17 protein-coding genes are annotated in these 19,693 nt (G+C 45.9%); 1 reads left to right on the top strand and 16 read right to left on the bottom strand.

Translation table 11 applies throughout. The annotated features are described in order from the left end of the window. Positions 1-93: 93 nt before the first annotated feature. The 9 genes from ltrA to ABCW45_RS01665 form a co-directional block, all read right to left on the bottom strand. Positions 94-1,374 (bottom strand): group II intron reverse transcriptase/maturase, encoded by a 1,281-nt coding sequence (gene ltrA, locus ABCW45_RS01625; RefSeq protein ID WP_074108845.1) that lies wholly within the window; start codon positions 1,372-1,374, stop codon positions 94-96. A gap of 559 nt (positions 1,375-1,933) precedes the next feature. After that, on the bottom strand, positions 1,934-2,773 hold the full coding sequence (locus ABCW45_RS01630; RefSeq protein WP_215630826.1) for a hypothetical protein: 840 nt from the start codon (positions 2,771-2,773) through the stop codon (positions 1,934-1,936). 94 nt (positions 2,774-2,867) lie between these two features. Next, entirely contained in the window at positions 2,868-3,716 is an 849-nt protein-coding gene (locus ABCW45_RS01635) for a hypothetical protein (protein WP_343220114.1), read from the bottom strand. A gap of 66 nt (positions 3,717-3,782) precedes the next feature. Further along, positions 3,783-5,399 (bottom strand): hypothetical protein, encoded by a 1,617-nt coding sequence (locus ABCW45_RS01640; RefSeq protein WP_343220115.1) that lies wholly within the window; start codon positions 5,397-5,399, stop codon positions 3,783-3,785. A 110-nt stretch (positions 5,400-5,509) separates the two neighbouring features. Beyond that, positions 5,510-5,782 (bottom strand): hypothetical protein, encoded by a 273-nt coding sequence (locus tag ABCW45_RS01645; RefSeq protein WP_343220116.1) that lies wholly within the window; start codon positions 5,780-5,782, stop codon positions 5,510-5,512. A 34-nt stretch (positions 5,783-5,816) separates the two neighbouring features. Next, a complete protein-coding gene (locus ABCW45_RS01650) occupies positions 5,817-6,779 on the bottom strand; it encodes an AcrVA2 family anti-CRISPR protein (RefSeq protein ID WP_343220117.1) in 963 nt (320 codons plus the stop codon). Positions 6,780-6,800: 21 nt separating this feature from the next. After that, on the bottom strand, positions 6,801-7,427 hold the full coding sequence (locus ABCW45_RS01655; RefSeq protein ID WP_343220118.1) for a hypothetical protein: 627 nt from the start codon (positions 7,425-7,427) through the stop codon (positions 6,801-6,803). 390 nt (positions 7,428-7,817) lie between these two features. Continuing rightward, on the bottom strand, positions 7,818-8,093 hold the full coding sequence (locus ABCW45_RS01660; protein ID WP_343220119.1) for a hypothetical protein: 276 nt from the start codon (positions 8,091-8,093) through the stop codon (positions 7,818-7,820). Positions 8,094-8,104: 11 nt separating this feature from the next. Further along, positions 8,105-8,335 (bottom strand): hypothetical protein, encoded by a 231-nt coding sequence (locus tag ABCW45_RS01665; RefSeq protein ID WP_343220120.1) that lies wholly within the window; start codon positions 8,333-8,335, stop codon positions 8,105-8,107. A gap of 217 nt (positions 8,336-8,552) precedes the next feature. On the opposite strand from ABCW45_RS01665, the gene ABCW45_RS01670 reads away from it, so the two are divergent. Then, on the top strand, positions 8,553-9,440 hold the full coding sequence (locus ABCW45_RS01670) for a transglutaminase domain-containing protein (protein WP_343220121.1): 888 nt from the start codon (positions 8,553-8,555) through the stop codon (positions 9,438-9,440). Positions 9,441-9,637: 197 nt separating this feature from the next. Here ABCW45_RS01670 and ABCW45_RS01675 read toward each other — a convergent pair whose 3' ends face one another. The 7 genes from ABCW45_RS01675 to ABCW45_RS01705 all read right to left on the bottom strand — a co-directional run bounded on the left by ABCW45_RS01675 (position 9,638) and on the right by ABCW45_RS01705 (position 19,437). Next, on the bottom strand, positions 9,638-10,690 hold the full coding sequence (locus tag ABCW45_RS01675) for an LPXTG cell wall anchor domain-containing protein (protein ID WP_343220122.1): 1,053 nt from the start codon (positions 10,688-10,690) through the stop codon (positions 9,638-9,640). 444 nt (positions 10,691-11,134) lie between these two features. Further along, positions 11,135-12,535 (bottom strand): hypothetical protein, encoded by a 1,401-nt coding sequence (locus ABCW45_RS01680; protein WP_343220123.1) that lies wholly within the window; start codon positions 12,533-12,535, stop codon positions 11,135-11,137. Positions 12,536-12,597: 62 nt separating this feature from the next. Further along, positions 12,598-15,672: a SpaA isopeptide-forming pilin-related protein gene (locus ABCW45_RS01685; protein WP_343220124.1), complete on the bottom strand. Its 3,075-nt coding sequence runs from the start codon at positions 15,670-15,672 to the stop codon at positions 12,598-12,600. 145 nt (positions 15,673-15,817) lie between these two features. Further along, on the bottom strand, positions 15,818-16,453 hold the full coding sequence (locus ABCW45_RS01690) for a hypothetical protein (protein ID WP_343220125.1): 636 nt from the start codon (positions 16,451-16,453) through the stop codon (positions 15,818-15,820). Positions 16,454-16,482: 29 nt separating this feature from the next. After that, the gene (locus tag ABCW45_RS01695; RefSeq protein ID WP_343220126.1) at positions 16,483-17,217 is read right to left on the bottom strand and encodes a hypothetical protein; all 735 of its coding nucleotides are present in this window, start codon (positions 17,215-17,217) and stop codon (positions 16,483-16,485) included. A 76-nt stretch (positions 17,218-17,293) separates the two neighbouring features. Beyond that, the gene (locus tag ABCW45_RS01700; RefSeq protein WP_215630811.1) at positions 17,294-18,541 is read right to left on the bottom strand and encodes a ParM/StbA family protein; all 1,248 of its coding nucleotides are present in this window, start codon (positions 18,539-18,541) and stop codon (positions 17,294-17,296) included. A gap of 242 nt (positions 18,542-18,783) precedes the next feature. Next, positions 18,784-19,437 carry a hypothetical protein gene (locus ABCW45_RS01705; protein WP_215630810.1) on the bottom strand — a complete coding sequence of 218 codons (654 nt, stop codon included), beginning with the start codon at positions 19,435-19,437 and terminating at the stop codon, positions 18,784-18,786. Between the last annotated feature and the right edge of the window lie 256 nt (positions 19,438-19,693).

The raw sequence follows: 19,693 nt of genomic DNA on the forward strand, positions 1-19,693 counted from the left end.
CCGGATAATCACAAAGTCGGGATAAGTGGTGTTATCCTGAATTCAGGATAACACCACCGTGCGTACCGTTCGGTACACGGCGGTTCAATCAACTTAACATTTAACAAACCTCTCGGTATAGTAGTCATACATTGAGACCAAGCCAAATGAGGCTAGTCTCTTATTGGTAATTACATAGTTTAGCGCACCTTCACTTAAACGAGCTACCCGTGCACCACTGTATGCTATTGCATAAGCCTTCTTACTATACATTCCTAACTTTATTAGGTTTTTCGCACGATTTTGTGGGGTTTTCCAATGCACCCAGATACACATACGCAATCTTCTACGAATTAGCGCATCCATATCTTTGCATAACCACTTCATATAACCGATTCCGAAATAATTGATCCATCCACGGGTTAGCTGGTTAAGCTTTTCAATCTTATAGCGATTGCTGACACTCCAGTTTCTTCTCGTGAGCCATTTCATTTTCGTTTTGAGCTTAGCTATTGATTTTGCATGTGGTCTTGCCTTGTATTGTTGTGCTTGCGTGTCGAAAAAGAATCCAAAACCAAGATATTTAAGTCCATCTGGTCTGTCTACTTTGCTTTTAGTCATGTTAACCTTAAGTCCTAGTTTCTCTTCAATAAATCGTGAGATATTCCTCATAACTCGATTGGCAGACATTTCACTTCTGACCATAATGATACAGTCGTCTGCGTAACGTACAAAGTTTAGCCCTCTGGTCTCCATTTCCATATCTAATTCATTCAGCATAATGTTCGCCAGAAGAGGCGAAAGGTTTCCACCTTGTGGTGTTCCCACTATAGAATCCTCATACTCATCGTCAATCATGATTCCACTGACAAGATATTTTCTAACGATAGAGATGACGTCTCCATCTTTGATAGTTCTACCGATAATGGTCATAAGTTTGTCATGATTCACTGTGTCAAAGAACTTTTCCAAGTCAATGTCTACAATCCAATCATTACCATCATTCATCATGTCTAACGCTGTTAGGATTGCTTGCTGTGCACATCTATTTGGTCTAAATCCATAACTGTGGGCATGGAATTGTTCCTCGTAGATTGGTGTAAGTACCTGTGCAATGGCCTGTTGTACAAATCTGTCTGTTACTGTTGGTACTCCTAGGTTTCTGACACCGCCATCAGGCTTTGGTATCTCCACTCTTCGTACTGGCTGAGGCTTATACTTTCTTGTCCTCAACTGTTCCTTGATGATTTCGCCGTTCTTTACAAGGTGTTCTTTAAGTTCTGTGTATTTCATTCCGTCCACACCCTCTGCACCTTTATTTCGTACGACTTGCAGATATGCTCTGTTGAGGTTATCGCTAGAAAGTATCTGCTCCATTAGACTACTTGTGTTCATGCGTTCTTTCCTTTCCGTCTCGCTTGATTTGACCACCTTTTACCCGATTGGTTACGGCAGATGTTGCCATTTCTGCAATACGAGCTATACTCAAACTTATTGATTGTTCGCCCCTTTGCTCCATTTCCATTACAGAAACTTCTTCACTACTATGGGCTCTGCTGACTTCTCACAGTTCGTTGTTACTAGGCAAATGAAACCTCTGTGAGACCTCCACGCTTAAGGTGCACGCTCTTTCTCCTCATAAACCCGCCGCATTTACTCTGCTTCTACAAATGTGGTAGTTATTAGACTTTGCTGTCTTTCGCCAGCTTATCTCTCGAAGCCTAGCCTCATATGCGATTTCTGTCCGTCGGACCAAGGATTTGCCTACAGCTTCCTTCAGATTCCACCTCACGATGGACACCCTTGCTGTTCAGCTATACATTTCCCACTACCTGGGCATGTTCAGGACTTTCACCTGCGAGAGCGCGCCCATGGCGCGCAAACGAAACGTGCGCCGCCGGGCGCACTTTATAAAAAAGAACGCCTGGTATGTACCAGACGATCTTCTGTTTGATTATTCCCGAAGCCCCGTGGAATCACGGAAGGTTTCGCTTGGCATATCTGATGTGGTAAAACCATAACGTTTCTGCCGTTCCTGCTCCCGGTATTCTTCCATCTCCTTTTCTCTGGCCTGTTTGAACGATTCTTCTTCCTGCTGTACCTTTTCTCTGGCATCCTCTGCCATCTGTTCTGCCGCCAACTCACGTTTGACTGTTTCCAGGACATCTGCTGAAACAAAAGAATCATCACGAAGAAATGCAACAGATTCCGGTTCAAAAACAATGCGCAGTTGATCACAGTATTCCATGGAAACCATTGCATCTGACGGTTGAATATGATAAAAAATTGGATCATGTGCCACCATACCATATTGTCCACCTAAAAGCATTGGAACAACCGTAATGGACATGACAGGAATTTCATCCGCATCCGGCGAAAGCGCAGCCTGTTCTTTCCCGTAATCCTCCATTAGATGCCACATCCGGTTCATTTCCGGATTCCTGCCGTTTGCAAACTGCAGGACAACAGTTGTATAGCCGCCGCTCTGCTCCAAATGTACTTCCGGTTCCATGGTAATCATGGCAGAATATCCATGTGTGGCCGCATTCTTTTCCAAGTTGAAAAAGCTTTTCCGGAATTCTACAATCGTCATTATTCTGCCGCCCTCATCCCGTTCCATAAATGCTTTTAAGATATCCTGTGCCCCTGGGATTCCGCCAATCCGATCAAGATTTTCCTGCGCCCGTTTTTTTAGCTGCTCAATTGGATCTGTTTCATTGACCCCTATAGTTTTAATGTAGGAATCATAATCAACAGCCGATATGTTGTCCTGTGTTCTATTCTCTTCTGACATGCCAACCCTCCTTGTCATTTCTTTAATTATGGAGCATTTACTTGATATTTTGGCAAAATGCCTCTGCCACAAGTATTTTTTGTCTTACAACCCCTTATCGTTCCATATCTTCTGATTTTACAATTGGATCCAGAATATAGTCATCTGACCAGCTGATATCTTTACCAATGCCTTCGTCCCACAATCTTCCATCATCGGTCAGTTCTGATACCGGCGGTGTCGTAAAATCATATACAGTCGGATCATATTTTTCTTCAGCCTCCAAAATATCGCACAATTTTAAGGTTGCGAGTCCTGCGATATTTTCCATAGATGCGGCACCGTTTTCAGCCCGATACACTTCTTCTCCATCGATCTGCACATTTTTGATGAGATGTTCCTCCGGATCAATTTCTGCCGTTATCCGGTGCCCGTAACATGAACTTTCCTGTAAATAGCTTTCCCCGTTCGCAAGTAACGGAAATAACTGTTGCATCTTTTCATCGATTTCCTGGATGCTGTGAGAATGTTCCCACTTCCGCTCCTGTTCTCTTATATGTTCCAGAGTTGGTATGTGATCCGGTTCCATCTCGACCATCTTGATTTTCCCATCCTGACCAAAATGCCGTTGCAGATACTCTTCCATTTGTTCCCGGCTTTCTTTAGATGTTGCAATTCCGGCGATAAATGGTTCTGCGTACTCCAGTTCCACCGTATAACACCAGACTTTCTGCTTGTCCTGTTCTTTCACCTCTGACGGTTGCAGTTCCCAGTTTTCTCCGTGTATGGTATCTGTACGACACTGCAGGATCGTAGATTGTGTCGGCATTATCTGCTTTTGAAGAAGTGTTTTCTGTATTTCATCCGCCCTATCTTTACTCGTCGCCACTGCAACAAGAAATGGGGTGTCATGACCTGAGTTGAACTGGATGCACCAGACTTTTCCAGTGCGTTTTTCTCCCATAAAATTTCGGCGGTTCGCTCCGGGTTATCCCGGAAGAAACCGCCCTCCCTCCCTTCTTTGCCTGAATTATGTTCCAAGATCCGGATCTTCTTCCACCGGTCCCTGGTAACATGGCTGATCCGGTTCAAAACTGTGACTGATGATCTCTGCCGCTTCCTGTTCAATCATTTCACGTTCATACGGTGTAATACGTCCATCATCATCCAGTTCCGAAACCGCCGGGACATCATCCGGAATGTTCACCCAATTATCCACAGTTTCCTGATCCCTGTTTTCCTGTATCGGTTCTGTTTCTGCACGCTGTGGTTCTGCGGCCGGCATCTCCGGCGCCGTTTGCTTCACCGCGGCATCAATCTGCGGTTCCGGTATTGGATGCTCTGCAGCTTGCTCCTGAACGGTTTTCTGATTCTCAAGTTGCTGATTCATAACCTGGTTTAAATTTTCTCTTACAGAATAACGGATATCATGTTCAAGCTGCTTTTCCACAGCCTTATCGGCAGCTTCCATAAAAGGTTGCAGACGATTTTCGCTGACCTGAAAACTGCTGTGGATGTTGTCGATCATTTTCTGGGCCTGTCTGGAAATCCGCTCAGACATTTCTGCGATGTTATCCTTGGTTACGGTCAGTGGGTGTTGATCTGACGGATAACGTTTGACGGTGATGGTATCTCCGGACCGTTCGTAAATCAGCGGAATGGAAAAATCACGATTTCGCCGCATACCGCCTTTTTCAAACAGGGTATTCAGTGTTTCCTCGACCTGCTTTGGCGGAATGGATACCCCGGTGGGAATCCGGTTAAAGTTTTCGCCGATCAGCGGTTCTTTGACGATAGATCCGCCCTCTTTCTGTACATCCCTGGTTACCTGATTATATTCCGGATCCTTGATCTGATCATATACAACACCTGTATAATAGGTCACAGCCTTCCGGATTTCTCCCGCCAGCGCCTGTACGGATTTATCTGCTTTCGTTTCATCCGGAAGTTTCCACTGGCCACGTTCATCAATCAGCACATTTAAAATTTTTCCGGTTGACATGGTTAACTGAGCCTGAATCCATTTTTTTTCCTCTGCATCTTTAAAATTGCCGATTGCAATTTTACCATGCTCCAGGCCAGTCTGTGTCTCAAGAAATTCGGTCAGGCCCTGCTTGTATACTTCCGATGCATGCTCTACCTGCATAGCAAACTGTGTTTTTTCGATGCTTTCATCCTTACGAAGATCCGGTTCAGCATTTTTCTCAGGGCCTTTTGCCACCTCTGCTTTGTCGGCGTCTTTCTCCGCATCTTTGGTCTGGTCCTTGTCTTCTTTCGAGAGCTGGGCAATTTTTTCCTTCAACACCTCAGTTTTAATTTCCTTCTTTGCCTCGTCTTTTTGCTTCTGTTTCTCCACTTCCATATTTCCAGCGTTGATACGCTTGCTGGTTTCCTGGCGGCCGAGAAAAACAGACAGAACGACCACTTTGGCGAGATTGGCCAGTTCTCCCAGCTTTTCTAAAAACCATCTCAAACCGCGGGCACCGATGTTCGGGTTTGTGATCTTGTTTAAAGCTTTTTCGGCCTCTGACGCAGACTGGATGTTGCGGTATTCCATTTCCGCTTCTTTCCGGTATGTGGCGCGATCAGCATCCGTTACATACTGTTTCGGCTGGCGTGCCCCACTGCGGGTATCCTTTTCTGGCATGATAGTTTCCTCCTTTAAATTTACTTTAGATGAATTATGGCATGAGAATAGACAGGAAAAGAAAAAGACCCTCCGGTAACGAAGGGCCCTGTGAACAACATTTGCATTGCCTAGTTTGTGATTAAAATTCTCCCATACCAGGCTTCTCCGAAGAGATGGAAAGTATGGTTTTTGTATTCCAAATGATGCCGCCAATCGCGCTGCCAGCCATTGAAATCAGTCACATCGCCGATATCAAAATCTTCCTCAAAATCTCCTGACACGACATGCTCTAATTGGATTTCCAATTTTTCCTTTTTGGGAGATGCAATCCATTTATCTAAAAAATCGCAGACTTTCTGTTTTGCATCTGTATTACGGTAATCAATCGTAATTTTACCCATTATGTTATGTACCTCCTGTTTTGCTTATTATATTTTAGTGACCTTGTGGCACCCGGATCACCGTCGGCATTTCATCCCGGCACTTATTGCGATTACAGTTTACTTCGATCGGGGCCAGCCACAAGACTTTTGTCTCCTTCCGGCCTGGACCTATACGGTAAATGTGCCAATGTGCTTTGCGAATATGTGGTCGCGGAGATCGTCCGGTCCCGTGATGATTTTCCGATACTTCCGCCGCCGCATTTCGATGTCGGACTTCATTTGCATAACGAATTCCAACATCCCATTTCCGGACAGCGGATGCTTTGATTTTTCTGGAAGGCCGGTAATATTGTTTCTGTTCTTCACTCTCCAGAATATCCGGTTTTGCAGATGAAATATATGCTGCCAAAAGCAGGATGTTTTTCAATACCTGCCTGACCTCCGGCGTTCCTGCATTTGCATCAATCAAATCTCCCAGCGTTTTGCTGCTATCTGTGTCATCAACGGCAAAAGAAATTCCTCCAAATAGGAGTTCCTTCGTCTCCGGGACCCCGGTTAAGATCACAAACCCAGCGAAGCCGGCGTCTTCCCCGTCATATTTTACGGTACCATATGTTAAAAAGACACCTTCTGCAAATGCATGCATGTCTTTTGATACGCCAGCTCCGGTAGATGGCCAGTGTAAATCTGACAGGTCAAAGTATACGGTACGAAACGGCATTTTGATGCTCCCAGCAGGAAATGACAAATCATCCATTGAAAAGAGATCATTTGCCAGTTCCGGTGTAATTTTATACGCCTGCTTGTACCTCGCCCAATCTGCTGCTACGAAAGCTGTTCTGGAAAACAGCAAGCGCTGCGTTTCCCGGATGCCGTATTTGCGTATATCCTTTACTTCGGCGTAATGGTTGTCGCAATCCGCCAGGTCTGAAAAATACGAAGCATCTGGAATTTCGGGAATGCTTTTGATGAACTGAATTGGCGGATATTCCGCACTCTGTTTCTTTCGTTTCATAATGCACCTCCGCTTTTGTTTTTATAGGGATATGATGCCATCCTCGGCAATGCTGAGATTGCGAAAGCACTCTGTGATTTCTGCACAACGATCCAGAACGGCTGCATATTTTTCATGATCAACATCATTTGCCAGCATATTCACGGCGCTTGCAGCGTCATACAACATTTGGAACGCACGTTCCAATTTCGTATCATGACACCGCTGAATTTCCTGCTCCGCGTTCTTCGCCTGTTTCTGCGAAATATCTACATCCATGCCGATTATCTTCTCAATGATTTCTTTTGCCTGGTTCCACGTCATGCGCGGTATACGGCTCATTAAGTTTTCCAGACAGCCGGAATCCAGCTCAAATTGGCATTCCGCAAGAATGGCATCTGCCTCATCCGGTCCATACTGTTTTGTCAGTTCTTCCATGGAGTCATATCCATAGCAGTCCAGCACAAATTTTTTATCCACTTCCGCCAAATACACAAAATCATGCGCTACGGCATAGATTTCCGGATCACGCTCCGAAATTTCTGTAATATCCTCCACTGCCTGAACCTGATACAATTCGAAGACCCTGTCTTGACCCGTTTCCAGTTCTTGTGCTTCCCTGCGGTACTGCACGGAATCATCATCTGTTTTAATCCATTTTTTATTCATTTTTGAAAATCTCCTTTCTTCCGTCCGGCGCTGTAATTTCTACAGTAGTCTTCTGCATGAACCAGCATTTTTCTGCAGCCCACACCATCTGGATGGTGGTGTTTTCATTGCCGGTTACCGTATAGCACCGTCCGTTTGCAAGATTTTTTATGATAAATGTTCTGCTCTCCATTTATGTAAAACGGTGGACTTCCATGGTATTTCCACAGGAGCACCGCCACCTCCTTCCTATTGGTTACTGACCCTTCAGCCATTTGATTTGCAGATGACGCATGGTGCATCATTGTCGCCACACTGATAGTGAAGCCATCTTTTATGACTGAAGCCACGAGCTTCCAGTATCCGGTCAAATTCCGTTCCTGGAAAGCTCTGTCATGAAATTTGCTGATTTTAATATCCTCGTTCAATTAATGATTCTTCCGAGTCATCCGTGGCTGCAATTTCCACGTAGTTAATGCTGTTCTCTGTCGTTCCAAACTCTTTGCAAAGAGATGAAAACAGTTCTTCCAGCTCTTTCTTACCATCCTCGGCATCCAGAGATTGGGAAACATTTAACTGGGTTTCCTGACGTTCTCCGTCCTGATCGGTGTATCCGATGTTGACGGCGGAATACTGCCGGATGTCCTGTCCAACGATAGCTTTGTCCAATAACGGTCTGATTCTCATATTTTGCCTCCTTAATTTTCCAGCAGAACAGGTTCTACGGGTTCTGCTTTGTAATTTTCACTGATTGCCGGTCCGTACAGCGATTCACGGATTTTCCTTTTTCCCCGGTGCCGGATGTTACTGATTGCTTTTTCCGGAGAAGATGCATAAGTATAACGCGTCTCAAGCGGGATTCTGGTTACATCCCCGCCGCAATAATGCAGCACTCGCTCACCTGTTACGCGGTATTTCTTCTTTTCCATGTTGTTCCTCCTTTTTCTCATGTGTCTTTTACAGTTTCAGAAAAATTATGGAAGTGGATGCATCTGCGGATAATGAAGGCGTTCTCTATGTGTTTTGCGGATAAGCGTTTTCACAAAAAGTGGTGATTTTTGATATCCGCAGAAATGATGTTGCGGGATTTTTGTTCCATAATTATAATGAAAGCAATGATTGATTTTGGAAGAATGGAGGTCTTTTATGATAAAGAGAAATTTCATGATGGCGGCATTGATTTTATGTATGGTTACGAATGCTTCCGTACCGATTTATGCGTCTGGTGGTCCAGGTGTTGTGATTCAGGAAACCATAGAGAGTTATGCCCAGAGAAGAAACCCGGAGCAGTTATCCGCAGAACAGATCATGACGGAACTGTATGCAAATGTAAATAATCCAATGATTCAGGACGGCGCAAAGACAGAGGCCATGCTCCTGACTGGCGAAAAACCGATTACTACCGATCAGTACGGAATCCGGGTCGGAAAATACGATATTCCTACCTGGCCGAGCGCAGCTTCTCCTTTTGGCGATACCGCTCTCACACTTTCACTGGTTTATCCGCACAAAGACGGTTCCCAGGAATATGCTCTCTATGCTCCGGTCAGCGCAATTCCGGATACACAGAAAATGCAGGAAAACCGGTCAGCTTTAAATCTGCTTTACAATACAGCATGGGGTTTAAAAGAAGCCACTTCGTCCATGAATGATCACGATAAGGCTATTGCGATTGCAGATTGGCTGCGTGCGAACATCAAATCAAAGGAAAACTCTCCGAAATCTCCTGTCAGTTGCCTGGCACTTGGCTATTCGGACTGCAGCGGATACAGCGGATTATTTGAAATTTTTGGTTCCTTCTGCGGGCTTGATACCAAGCAGGTGGCGGGACGCTTCCGTAATGACGATCATAGTTGGAATATGGTCAATATCAACGGAACCTGGCTGTATCTGGATGTGGGCTGGAATGAAAATCTGATTGACCATGATACGTTATTGGCGCACGGATATCAGATCTCCATGATTTCCGGCGATAAAGCAGATATGCTTACGGCCGAAACCGTAAGACGGGCTGATACAACAAAAACAAATTAGCGCACCAAAAAAAGCTCCCGCAAGGGAGCCTTTTTTTGAAAGCACGCAATCATTCTCAGGTCAGCCTGTCGCATCTAATGTCGATGCGGGATCTTCGCCTGATTGCATTTCCGGTTCTAGCATACCGCACACAGTGCGAGAACTCTGGAAATAACTATTTAGTTTTCAATGCCCATGATTAAGCTACGGGCAATGTGTTATTCGCGGAATACAGGATGTAGTTTCAGTAATCCTGGATCATCTGCGAACTGTTTTGCTGGTGTAGTTTTGAACGGTATCTCGGCTGTGTCCAGGGAAGCATCTGTAGGTTCGTATTTTGAGACTGCAGAGGCCTCCTTTTTGGAAACTTCCCATGTTGCTACGATGCAATCGTGTTTTGCCCTTTTAATGACACGATTGCTTTTTTTATCTTTCCGTCCTTTTTTGGCATTCATGACCAACATGGTCACGAGGCTTGCCGCGCTGGCAGCAAACACAACAAGCATCAGATCTGCATTGGTGCTGTCGCCAGTCTTCGGCAAGCTTGACGTCGTCACAACTGGTACCGGTGCCGGGTCTTCCTGCCCTGTTGTGTTATATCCAACATAAACAGGAATTGGCTCGATTTCGTCATCCGTATGCATGACTGGCTGTTCCACAACCACTACTGTTTTTGTAGTACGGTCGTGGTCATCATCGTCATGATCGCGATGACGCTGCGGCTGCGGGGTTACCGGTTTTTCCGGCTGTGTCGGCTGCTCCGGTTCGGTCGGATTGATCGGCTGTTCCGGCTTCTCTTCCGGTTTTTCCGGTTCAGTCGGCTGCTCCGGTTTTTCCTCTGGTTTTTCCGGTTCAGTTGGCTGCTCCGGTTCTTTCTCGGACGGACCAAAGTCAATGATATCATTGTCTTCAGCCACTTTATCGGTACTATCAAAAGTATCATTGGAACCGGCCTCTGCACCGGTATCAACTGCGTCTGTTACTTCCCTATCTGTGACTGCTCCATTTTTATCGGAGTCGTCATTGGATTCAGAAGAATCAGATGCCTCTGCGTCTTCTGCTTTGCTGACGGATGTGCCAGCATCTGCGGAATTTACAGTCTCGCTGTCTTCTGCTTTTGCATCCGTATTGTCATTTGCGTCTGCGATATCTTCGCTTACGCTTTCAACTGAAGTGGATGCAGTGTCAACAGTTACATCCGCCATAGCTGAAAAAGCCAGCATTGCGGACATTGCGATTGTTGTTAGTGCCAGAGCGATTCTTTTTTTCATAGTGTATTCTCCTTTTGTGCATAACGCAGACTAGAGCCTGCGCCGTCATTGTGTGTAAGAAAACCAAATAGCATAGAGTTGCGCGCTTTCAATTTCCTCTGATGCCTTATAATCTTCTTGCGAGAATTATGGATTTGGATATGTTTCTATACGGACCCACGCATGAGGCAGGTCAATGAAAATTAACAATAATTTCGCCATAGTAAACTGCCTACCACTTGGGCTTACGCCTTGAAGTGGGGCTTCGGTTCCGGAGAACCTCTGTTTTCCCGCCTACGAGGAGTCCAGTTTACAGGATGACTGTGACCATCCAAACCTTACAGACAATGGGCGATCCCCGACAGATTCATCCATAACGAAGTCCTTTCTCCATAACTAATGCAGGAACTATGAAAAAATCTCCGCGGAATTGGTTAGAAAACAAAAAAAATAGGACATGATTGTTTATTTCTGCGGGAACAAAAGCTGTGCGCATACAAGCGCTTTGGCATTTGCCCGGCCTTTTACCTTATCATTTGTTCCGCTGTAATATGCAGTGGTTTCAATCGTAGAACAGCTTCCGTCCGCATGCGTGATGAATGCTTCTCCCTGGATATAGCCGTCATTGGACTCATCCAGCCAAATCTTGTATTCTTCGCCGTGCAGACTAAATACATAATCCGGATAGGAGCTATTGGATGATTCAATGGATTCCTTAAATTCATTGACTGTATCATAATAACATGTTCCGTCTCCAAATGCCGATGCGGGTGAATATGTGACAAAGGTCTGCATAGTTAAATGATCCAGATAAGCACTGTCATCGTATTTTAATTCCCACGACTTTCTTACCTGCTGGCCGGAACCGTTGCTGCGTCCCGGCACCGAATAGTCTACGGCATAGCGCGGAATATAAACAGTCAAATCCCCTACTGTTTTGGTTTCCATATACGTCATAGCAGTATCCATATCGTTGTCTGATATACCGATGGCTTCCAAACCTGTCACGCTACTACTTTTCTGTACGTCCGTCTTCTCAGGCGCCTCCGCAGACTCTTCATTCTGCTGGTCCTGGATCTGAGCGCCAAGCAGTTTTTGAATATCTACTTCCGATCCGGATCCGGTAGTACCGTGCGCGTCCGCGTCCCCACTCAGTTCCAGTCCCATTTCAAACCAGTCCGTGTTCATGTTGAAATCGTCCTCTCCGCGGTCCAGATACATGACAGCATAAGCATCTTCGCCATCATACGTTGTTGCAAATATGGTTTTCCATGTATTGTCATCGGAAAGTTCGCAGTCCACCGTCGCGACATCCCATTCATTACCATCATTGCTCATCACGGATGTATACTCTGGTTCTCCCGCCTTTGAAACCTGTGCGTTCTTTTTAATGCATGATTGGAAAAGTACCGATTTAGCCCCAACCGCATCGCGGATACCAAGTTGTTTCGCGTTAAAATGATAGAGATTCAGACTCGACTCATTGCCGAGCGACATGTTTGTGTAGTCACAGAATACGGTCAGGGTAAAATAATCCTGGTCCATATGTGTCGTTTCCACAAAAGTGTCCGGGGTTTCACCCGGAAGGGTTAACCGGATGCCGGAACCGGAAAATGTGGTCTTTTTTGCCTTGTCCCATGCCTCTGCATCAGCAGTGATCTGTGCTTTTATTTCTTTCTTTGCGTGTTCCTCCTTCGATTCTTCGGAGGCCAGCATGGCTTCTGTTTCTTTTTCGGTGCTTTCGGCTTCACCGATATTCACAATATCTTTACCTCCAACGCTTACCTTCAGAAAACCACCACAGCCAGAAATACTTCCTGCCACCATGGCAACCGCTAAAGCAAGCGCTACCTTTTTCTTAAACATAATCTTTCTCCCTCTTTAAAAAACCCCGCCCAAAAGGACGGGGTCGATAACCAGTTACAGCATTACTGAGCCATGCGTTTTCTCTTGTAGAAAAGAATCATGCACAGCATGGATGCTGCGGTAAATACGGCTGCCGCAGTGGTGCCGCCGGTCTTCGGCAACGGCGTATCTGTCGGAACAGGCGCAGAAACCGGTTTCGGCGCATCATACATTACTACCGTTTTGCTGCCATCTTTCAGCATTTTATTTGCGACAGTAAACGGAATGCTTTCCGCTACCTCATATCCATCCGGAGCTGTAATTTCCGTCAAAACATACTCTCCGTCCGCCAGATTTTTGATCTTATGCGGTTCAGTGGTTGATGTCCATGACTCCACAACAGCGCCGTTTTTCGTAATGGTCAGCTGCGCGCCCGGAAGTTCCGCTTTTGTGGTAATATCCTGTTTGGAAACATCAAGATACCAGTCTGTGACAACCGTACGTGAACTGCTTCCGCCGCCTCCGCCGCTGCTGCTATGGCTGTGTCCACCAGAAGGCTTGGACGGATTGGACGGAGTATCCGGGGTGTTCGGAGTATCCGGGGTTGTTGGCTTGTCCGGTGTGGTAGGCTTGTCCGGTGTGGTAGGCTTATCCGGTTCGGAAGGGGTCGCTGGCTTCTCCGGCTCATCCGGTTTTTCCGGTTCAGAAGGAGTTGCTTTGCTTTCCTTGTCTTCCATGACCACGGTGCCGCCCACAGCTTCACCGTTTTTTACCTCAAACTCAATGGATTCCGCGATCTCATATCCTTTCGGCGCCCGTTTTTCTGTCAGGGTATACACACCATCGGCAATTCCGGTAATCACATGAACGGTATCGCCGGATACCCATTCATCAACCACATCGCCCTTTGCGTCTTTCAGAACCAGGGTCGCTCCGGGCAGTTCTTCTCCGGTTGTTGCGCTGACCTTGGAAATCTTCACACTGCCTCCGGTCGGCTGATCATACATCACTACTTTGTCGCTGCCGTCGGCAAGTTTGCCATCCTTAATCGCAAAAGTAATTTTTTCAGCTACCTCATATCCATCCGGAGCGGTCACTTCTGTCAGAGTGTATTCTCCATCTGGCAGGGTAAACTCGCGCGGGGTATCGGAAGACTGCCAGGTTTCCACTACTTCACCATCCTTTGTAATGGTCAGCGTTGCTCCCGGAAGCTCTTTCCCGGTGGTAACATCCTGTTTGGAAATTTTAATCCCTTTGCTGAGCGGCTGATCATACATGGTAATTTTGCCGCTTTCCACGGTACCGTTCTTGACGGTAAAGATGATCTTTTCCGCAACCTCGTATCCATCCGGTGCTGTAATCTCCGTCAGTTCATAGGTTCCATCTTCTGGATTGTTGATCTTATGCGGAGTATTGGTTGAAACCCACTCATCCACAGTTTTCCCGTCTTTTGTAAGTTTCAGGGATGCTCCCGGGAGTTCCTTGTTTGTGGCCGCATCCTGTTTGGAAATCAGGAGATCTTCAACCACAACATCAACCTGCAGCGCTGCGTCTTTCTCACGTACTGCGGACGCAAGTACATCCTGCACATTGTTGTTGGTCTTCTTGTAGTACTTTAATGACGGTTCATTATAACTGAATGTAATCTGCTCTGGTTTCTCATCGGACACCAGAACAACTTCCTCGCCGGTACGGAACGTATTGCCGCCGTCCTTGCAGGTGATCTTGTCGGATGTCACGTTGATGGTATAAACATACTGGTCAGCAACCTCGCCGGACGCATTTACAGTATGTACAGTAAACGGATCGCTTTCATAGCTATCGCCGTTTCTGTGGAACGTGACAGTATTCCCATCAACAGAGAAATCCGGTTCAAAGTTGTAGTCCTTGTAATGTTCCACAGCCTTTAACAGCTGGCTACGGTACTGTGCAACCTTATCCGCATCAAATGGGCCATATCCGGTTCCGCGGATGACTTCCGGTTCGGTTCCGTCAATGATATGGTACACAAGTGCGGATACCGTATTCAGCGCCGCGTCACCATGTTCCATTACTTCCTGACTGGAAACGGCATCCTCATAGCTGACACCGAATGTTTTTTCGAACAGTCCGGTACCATCCACCGGAACACCGGCATACATCAGGGCGCGGATCTGATCATACTTTGTGGCATCAACATCTTTGGAATAATCTGTGACGCCCCCGACACTGTCCGGCACTGCCTTATCATGGTTGTAGCAGAATCCTACTTCTCCGTTTACCACGAAAACGGCATCATTCTGTGAATAGAAGCTGAACACCTTGTTCTTGGTGACGCTTTCCGGAAGGCTTCCGGCGATCTTTAAATATTCCGGTACAGAGTTAAACGCATATGGAGATACATCGGAAAACTGTTCAAAGTATGTTTCATCAAAATCTGTGCCTGCGGCAACTTTGACTAGCTCCTTATCATCCTTGGTCCACAACGCCTTTCCGTCTGTTTCATATACGGTGCTGTTATCCGCATTGAATGCATGCACTGTTGTGCCATACAGGATTTCCGTACCGGCTCCGCTTGAAGATTTCGGATCCCGCACAGTCAACGTTCCAACTTCCGTACCCGCCAGAGCCAGTTTTCTTAACTCTGTGGTGTTTCCCAGATCCAGGCTGTCCAGATTCATGTGATCCATGTTCCAAATACTCTTGACACTATTTGGAACGGTGTAATCATCCACGGCTTCCGGACAAAGTTTAATCAGGGTGGAGCCGCCGCCGGCAAGCAATGCCACGCCATCCCCGTCCGTTGTAAACGGGGAGCCTTCAGCCAGTTCGATCTTCTTTAATCCCGGTGTATCATACAGAGCATACAGGGTCATTCCGGTAACATTTTTCCCGAGTGTCAGCGTCTCCACGTCTTTCCCGTTTAGAAACGAGTGGTTCACATTTTTGTCGCCAAGCGACTTTACTGGCGTTCCATTCAGTTCATCCGGAATGGTTACCGTACCGTCATGGACAGCGGCATCCGTGATGCCGGTGATGATAACGCCTGTCTGGTCGCTTGTGGGTGAAGTAATGAACTCATTCCCCTCCGCGTAGACGGCATGGCCGGAGTACACAGCGGACAGGCATACGGCACCAGCCAGCAGGCCGGAAACCGCTTTTTTTACTTTTTTGCGCATAACATATCTCCTTTCCTTGTTTCAGAAACGTATTCGATACATTTCTTTTGTACGGGTAAATTATGGATGGAGATATATACTTTTTCGCAAATGCTAATATATTGGCAATTAGAAAGCCCGTCTGCAATCAGACGGGCTCATTTCCTTACTTGCTTTCTTTGTTGTCAGTGTTATCTTCTGTCTTTTCCTGATCATCCTCATCATCGAAATCTGATGGAATGTACGGCAGAAATGTGCTGCGCTCCACGTGGATCTGATTATCGCCATTCTGATCTACAGGTTCAATCACACGATGCAGCGCAACCGGTACCTGTTCTAACATAGTTTCGCCTGCGGACGCTACATTGCTGTCTGTTTCGCTCTCTGCCGCATCATCTTCCACGTCGAGATAAAATCCGCCCTCCCCGTCGTCCTTCATGGATGACGGAAGTCCTGTTTTTGCTAATGCTGAAGCGGCATTTGTCAGTTCTCCCTCATTCAATACGATTGGATTGTAATCCGTAACAACTTTGTATCCATTCATCACTTTAATGATGTCACGAATCAAATCATCCTTCAGATCCATTCCCATACTTCCCGGGGTCAGGGCGTCACAGGCATACTGGATATTTTCCTTAATTTCTTTATTTGTGTCCATAGCAACACGGTATTTGGTGCCTTTGCCGTCGTCATATACTGGAGCGATCCAAAGGAACGGGATCCCGGCGCGGTTAAATGCTCGACGAACATCTTTTAAAATTGTGTCATTAAGCTGTTTGAATTCATCTCTTTTATCATACATAATGATTCTCCTATCTGTCACTCACTTTGTTAACCCATGATTGATTCAAATGCTTCAAAATCATCGAAATCCACATCCTCGTCCTCGCCATCTGCATTTGTATTGACGATATCCTTATCTGTCTCCTGCACATGTCCCGATATGAATTGTGCAGTTGGCTCTAAGGCTTTTTGTGACAGAACTGGCAGAGGCTGTCCTGCTGTCTGCTCTTCCGCTTCCCCTGCTGTCTGTTCATTTATCGATTGTGTTTTTTCAAAGATTTCGTCCAGATCTCGCGGCTTCCTTCCCTTCTGTTTCCGATCGATGGAGCCATCTGCCACGGCATCCAGCCATTCCTGTGTGGTATGTTCCTGCTTTTCTCTTTTTTTTCGAGACGATTTTGGAAATGGAACCGGTTTTTCAGCCATCTCGATCGGTCTGGTAATGCAACCGTCTTCCCGGTAAAATGCCATACACGGGTCATCCAGATAATGTCGGAAAATGGATTTGAAGCAGCTGTTTCTATATCCCTTCTGTAATCCAGCAATCCAATGTTCGATGCCAGGTGCGTCATAATCAGAAATTGATAAAAGCAGGTTGACAACAAGCGGCATAGCTTTCAAATCCGGGATTGATTCGCGCTCTACCGTAAAACGGAAATGCTCCCCACAATAATATGCAATGATTGCCTGTTTCATCACCTGAGCAAGCGGGATATTTCCAGCCTGATATAGTGACATCAAGTCAAAATCATGTGTTCTGTAAATTCGGATTGTGATCTTCATGGCTGACAGAACGCCACAATGGGGTAACAATCATTATATTCCCCCATTGTGATGTTCCTTATCCCCCTTTCTGTCCTTATTTTTGTATGGATTTGCGGCGAAGCCACTCAATCAGATACATGTAATATCCACGCACATTACAGAAAATGATATCTAGATCCGGACAGTTTTCATTGCCCATAACCACTGTCAGACGTTCAATTGCCTGGAAATATTCCCTGATATACGGTTCCCACACGGCACTTGTACCACCAGTCAGAATCAGGTAATCGTATTCATCCAGGGCATTATACATGTTGATTACTTTTTCCACAGCCTGTTCGCAGATTTCTTTCGTAGCCGCTTCCAGGAGGTCTGCGAATCCTTCCGTTTTCGTGGAAATCTTCACTCCTTTTCGTTCCGTAATGGTAAACGCTCCTCTTTCAAGTGCATTCTGCATGGCGGCGGAGCGGATTGCGACACCGGAACGTTCCTGGATCCGTTTGCCGGTTTCTTCCAGAATTGCCCGCATTCCGAACTGCGCAAATGTTTCCTTGGAATTTGCCTTACGGTTTACGATGTCATAAAGATCCAGCGTACCGAATCCGGCATCAAAGATTAAAATGTTGGATGTATAATATTTTTTTGCGTTCATCAGTGCTTTGGCATTGTCGTCCGTGGAAATACTCCGAAGCGTCCCCATTGGCTGACTCATGATATGGATGTTCTTTTCATATACAGTGAAATCAAAGCTTACATAATTTCTGTTGTTCCACAGTTTCATGGAAAATTTATGATGTCCTGCCAGCGCACTAACGATTCTTGGTGAATCCTCAGTCAGATAAGCCGGCGGCAGTCCTGTCTGGAGCATGATACTGCGACCGTTATATTCACCTGCCTGATTCTTTAACATGCACATAGCCATGCCAACCCTTGCCGCAATCTGGAAGATTGGGGAATCATAGCGGTCGCGGGCAAATAATTCCAACTGGGAATCATTGGTGTCTTTGCTGTTCACCATCTGCTGAGCACTACGTCCAACCCTCCATACCTCTCCGGTTTCCCCGTCACGGTACAGAATTTCATACGGTTCCTGTTCCCCGAACAGCTGCGGGTTCTTCCCGAGGTTTTTTGCATAAAACGGGAATGCACAGATCATAATCGGAGAAAAACATTTAACGGAAGAATAACCGATATCCATGGCGATCGGCCATGCGTTTTCAACAGAAACATTTTTTACTTCGTGCGCAATGCTTTTGGTCCGGTAGTCCATTGTATTTGTCATGGTGTCTTCTGCGGATGTCATCGTGCATCCGCTCTCCTTTCTGGCTTTTTCTGGTTCCATTATATCTGCTTACGCAAAATATTGAGACTTTCTGTATTTTGCGGATATGCAATATTCGCTGGTTTGCCATCAGCATGGTGAATTACTATTTGCGATACAATTATGGAATTGTTTCACTCTCCTATCGTTTCTGCGGATAAGAAAACAAACGAGTTTTGAAATGGTAGCTTCCAAAAAAGTACCCCGCCGGAATATCACTGGCGGGGTTGTACTGAAATGAATCTTGCGGTATTTTCGGCTACTTACTCCTGTACGGTGCCAGCAGGGGCAAGATCCAAAACTACCAGATCCTGATAGTTCGGTGCCTTTTTTCCGGATTTTGTGTCAATCGTCTGAACCATTGCCAGAAGGCTAATCTGACTGCCGATTGACAGGCCATCAGCTACTCCTGCGGGTGCGCGGAAAAAAGTTGCATTTACCATGTTCTTTCTTTCCCCAGACAGATCCAGGCGCAGTGAAAGAATGGACTCCGTGCGTTTGGCGATGCCAATCAGTGGAGCTGAAATGTATACTTCATTCTGACATTCCGGATAATTTCTGCCCTCAACACCGAAAGCATTTGCCATTTTACTGTTATCATGCAGCATTTCCCGAATGTATACTTCCATCATTTCCTTTACTTCTCCAGTACGTTCATCCATGCGCAGGTAGGACTGTACATATCCCTTTACAACAACATGGTTTCCAACTTTAAAGTTTTTCATGATGTCTTCCGTAATTGTATGCTTGTTAAATGATAATGCCGGAAAATTGGTTCTTACTCCATTTTCCAACTGACCACCTTTTCTTGTGGTTGTGATGACCGGGCAGGCTAAAACGATAGTGCCACCGCCCTCTGTTCCACGCATGCTTGCGATTCTTCCACGGAAAATTGCTTCGTTTACAATATTACCCATAATGTGTGCTGCCGTATGTATCGCCGGCAGACTCTCCTTTCCGGACGGTATAGCCGTCCCATTTGTGATATGCCTGATTGTATTGTGCGTACTTTTGTTTTCTGCTGCGCCACAATTATGGTCGGAGATGCATGAAATGTCGCAAAAAGAAAAACTCTACAACGTGGGACCATGTGCCTACTGCAAAAAAAAAGACTCCCGAAATTCGGGAGTCTGCACATGAGTCATTAAATAAATGGGAAACCTGTTCCCGTAA

It is taken from the genome of Pilosibacter fragilis (assembly GCF_032490495.1).
In the GTDB taxonomy this organism is placed as follows: domain Bacteria; phylum Bacillota; class Clostridia; order Lachnospirales; family Lachnospiraceae; genus Pilosibacter; species Pilosibacter fragilis.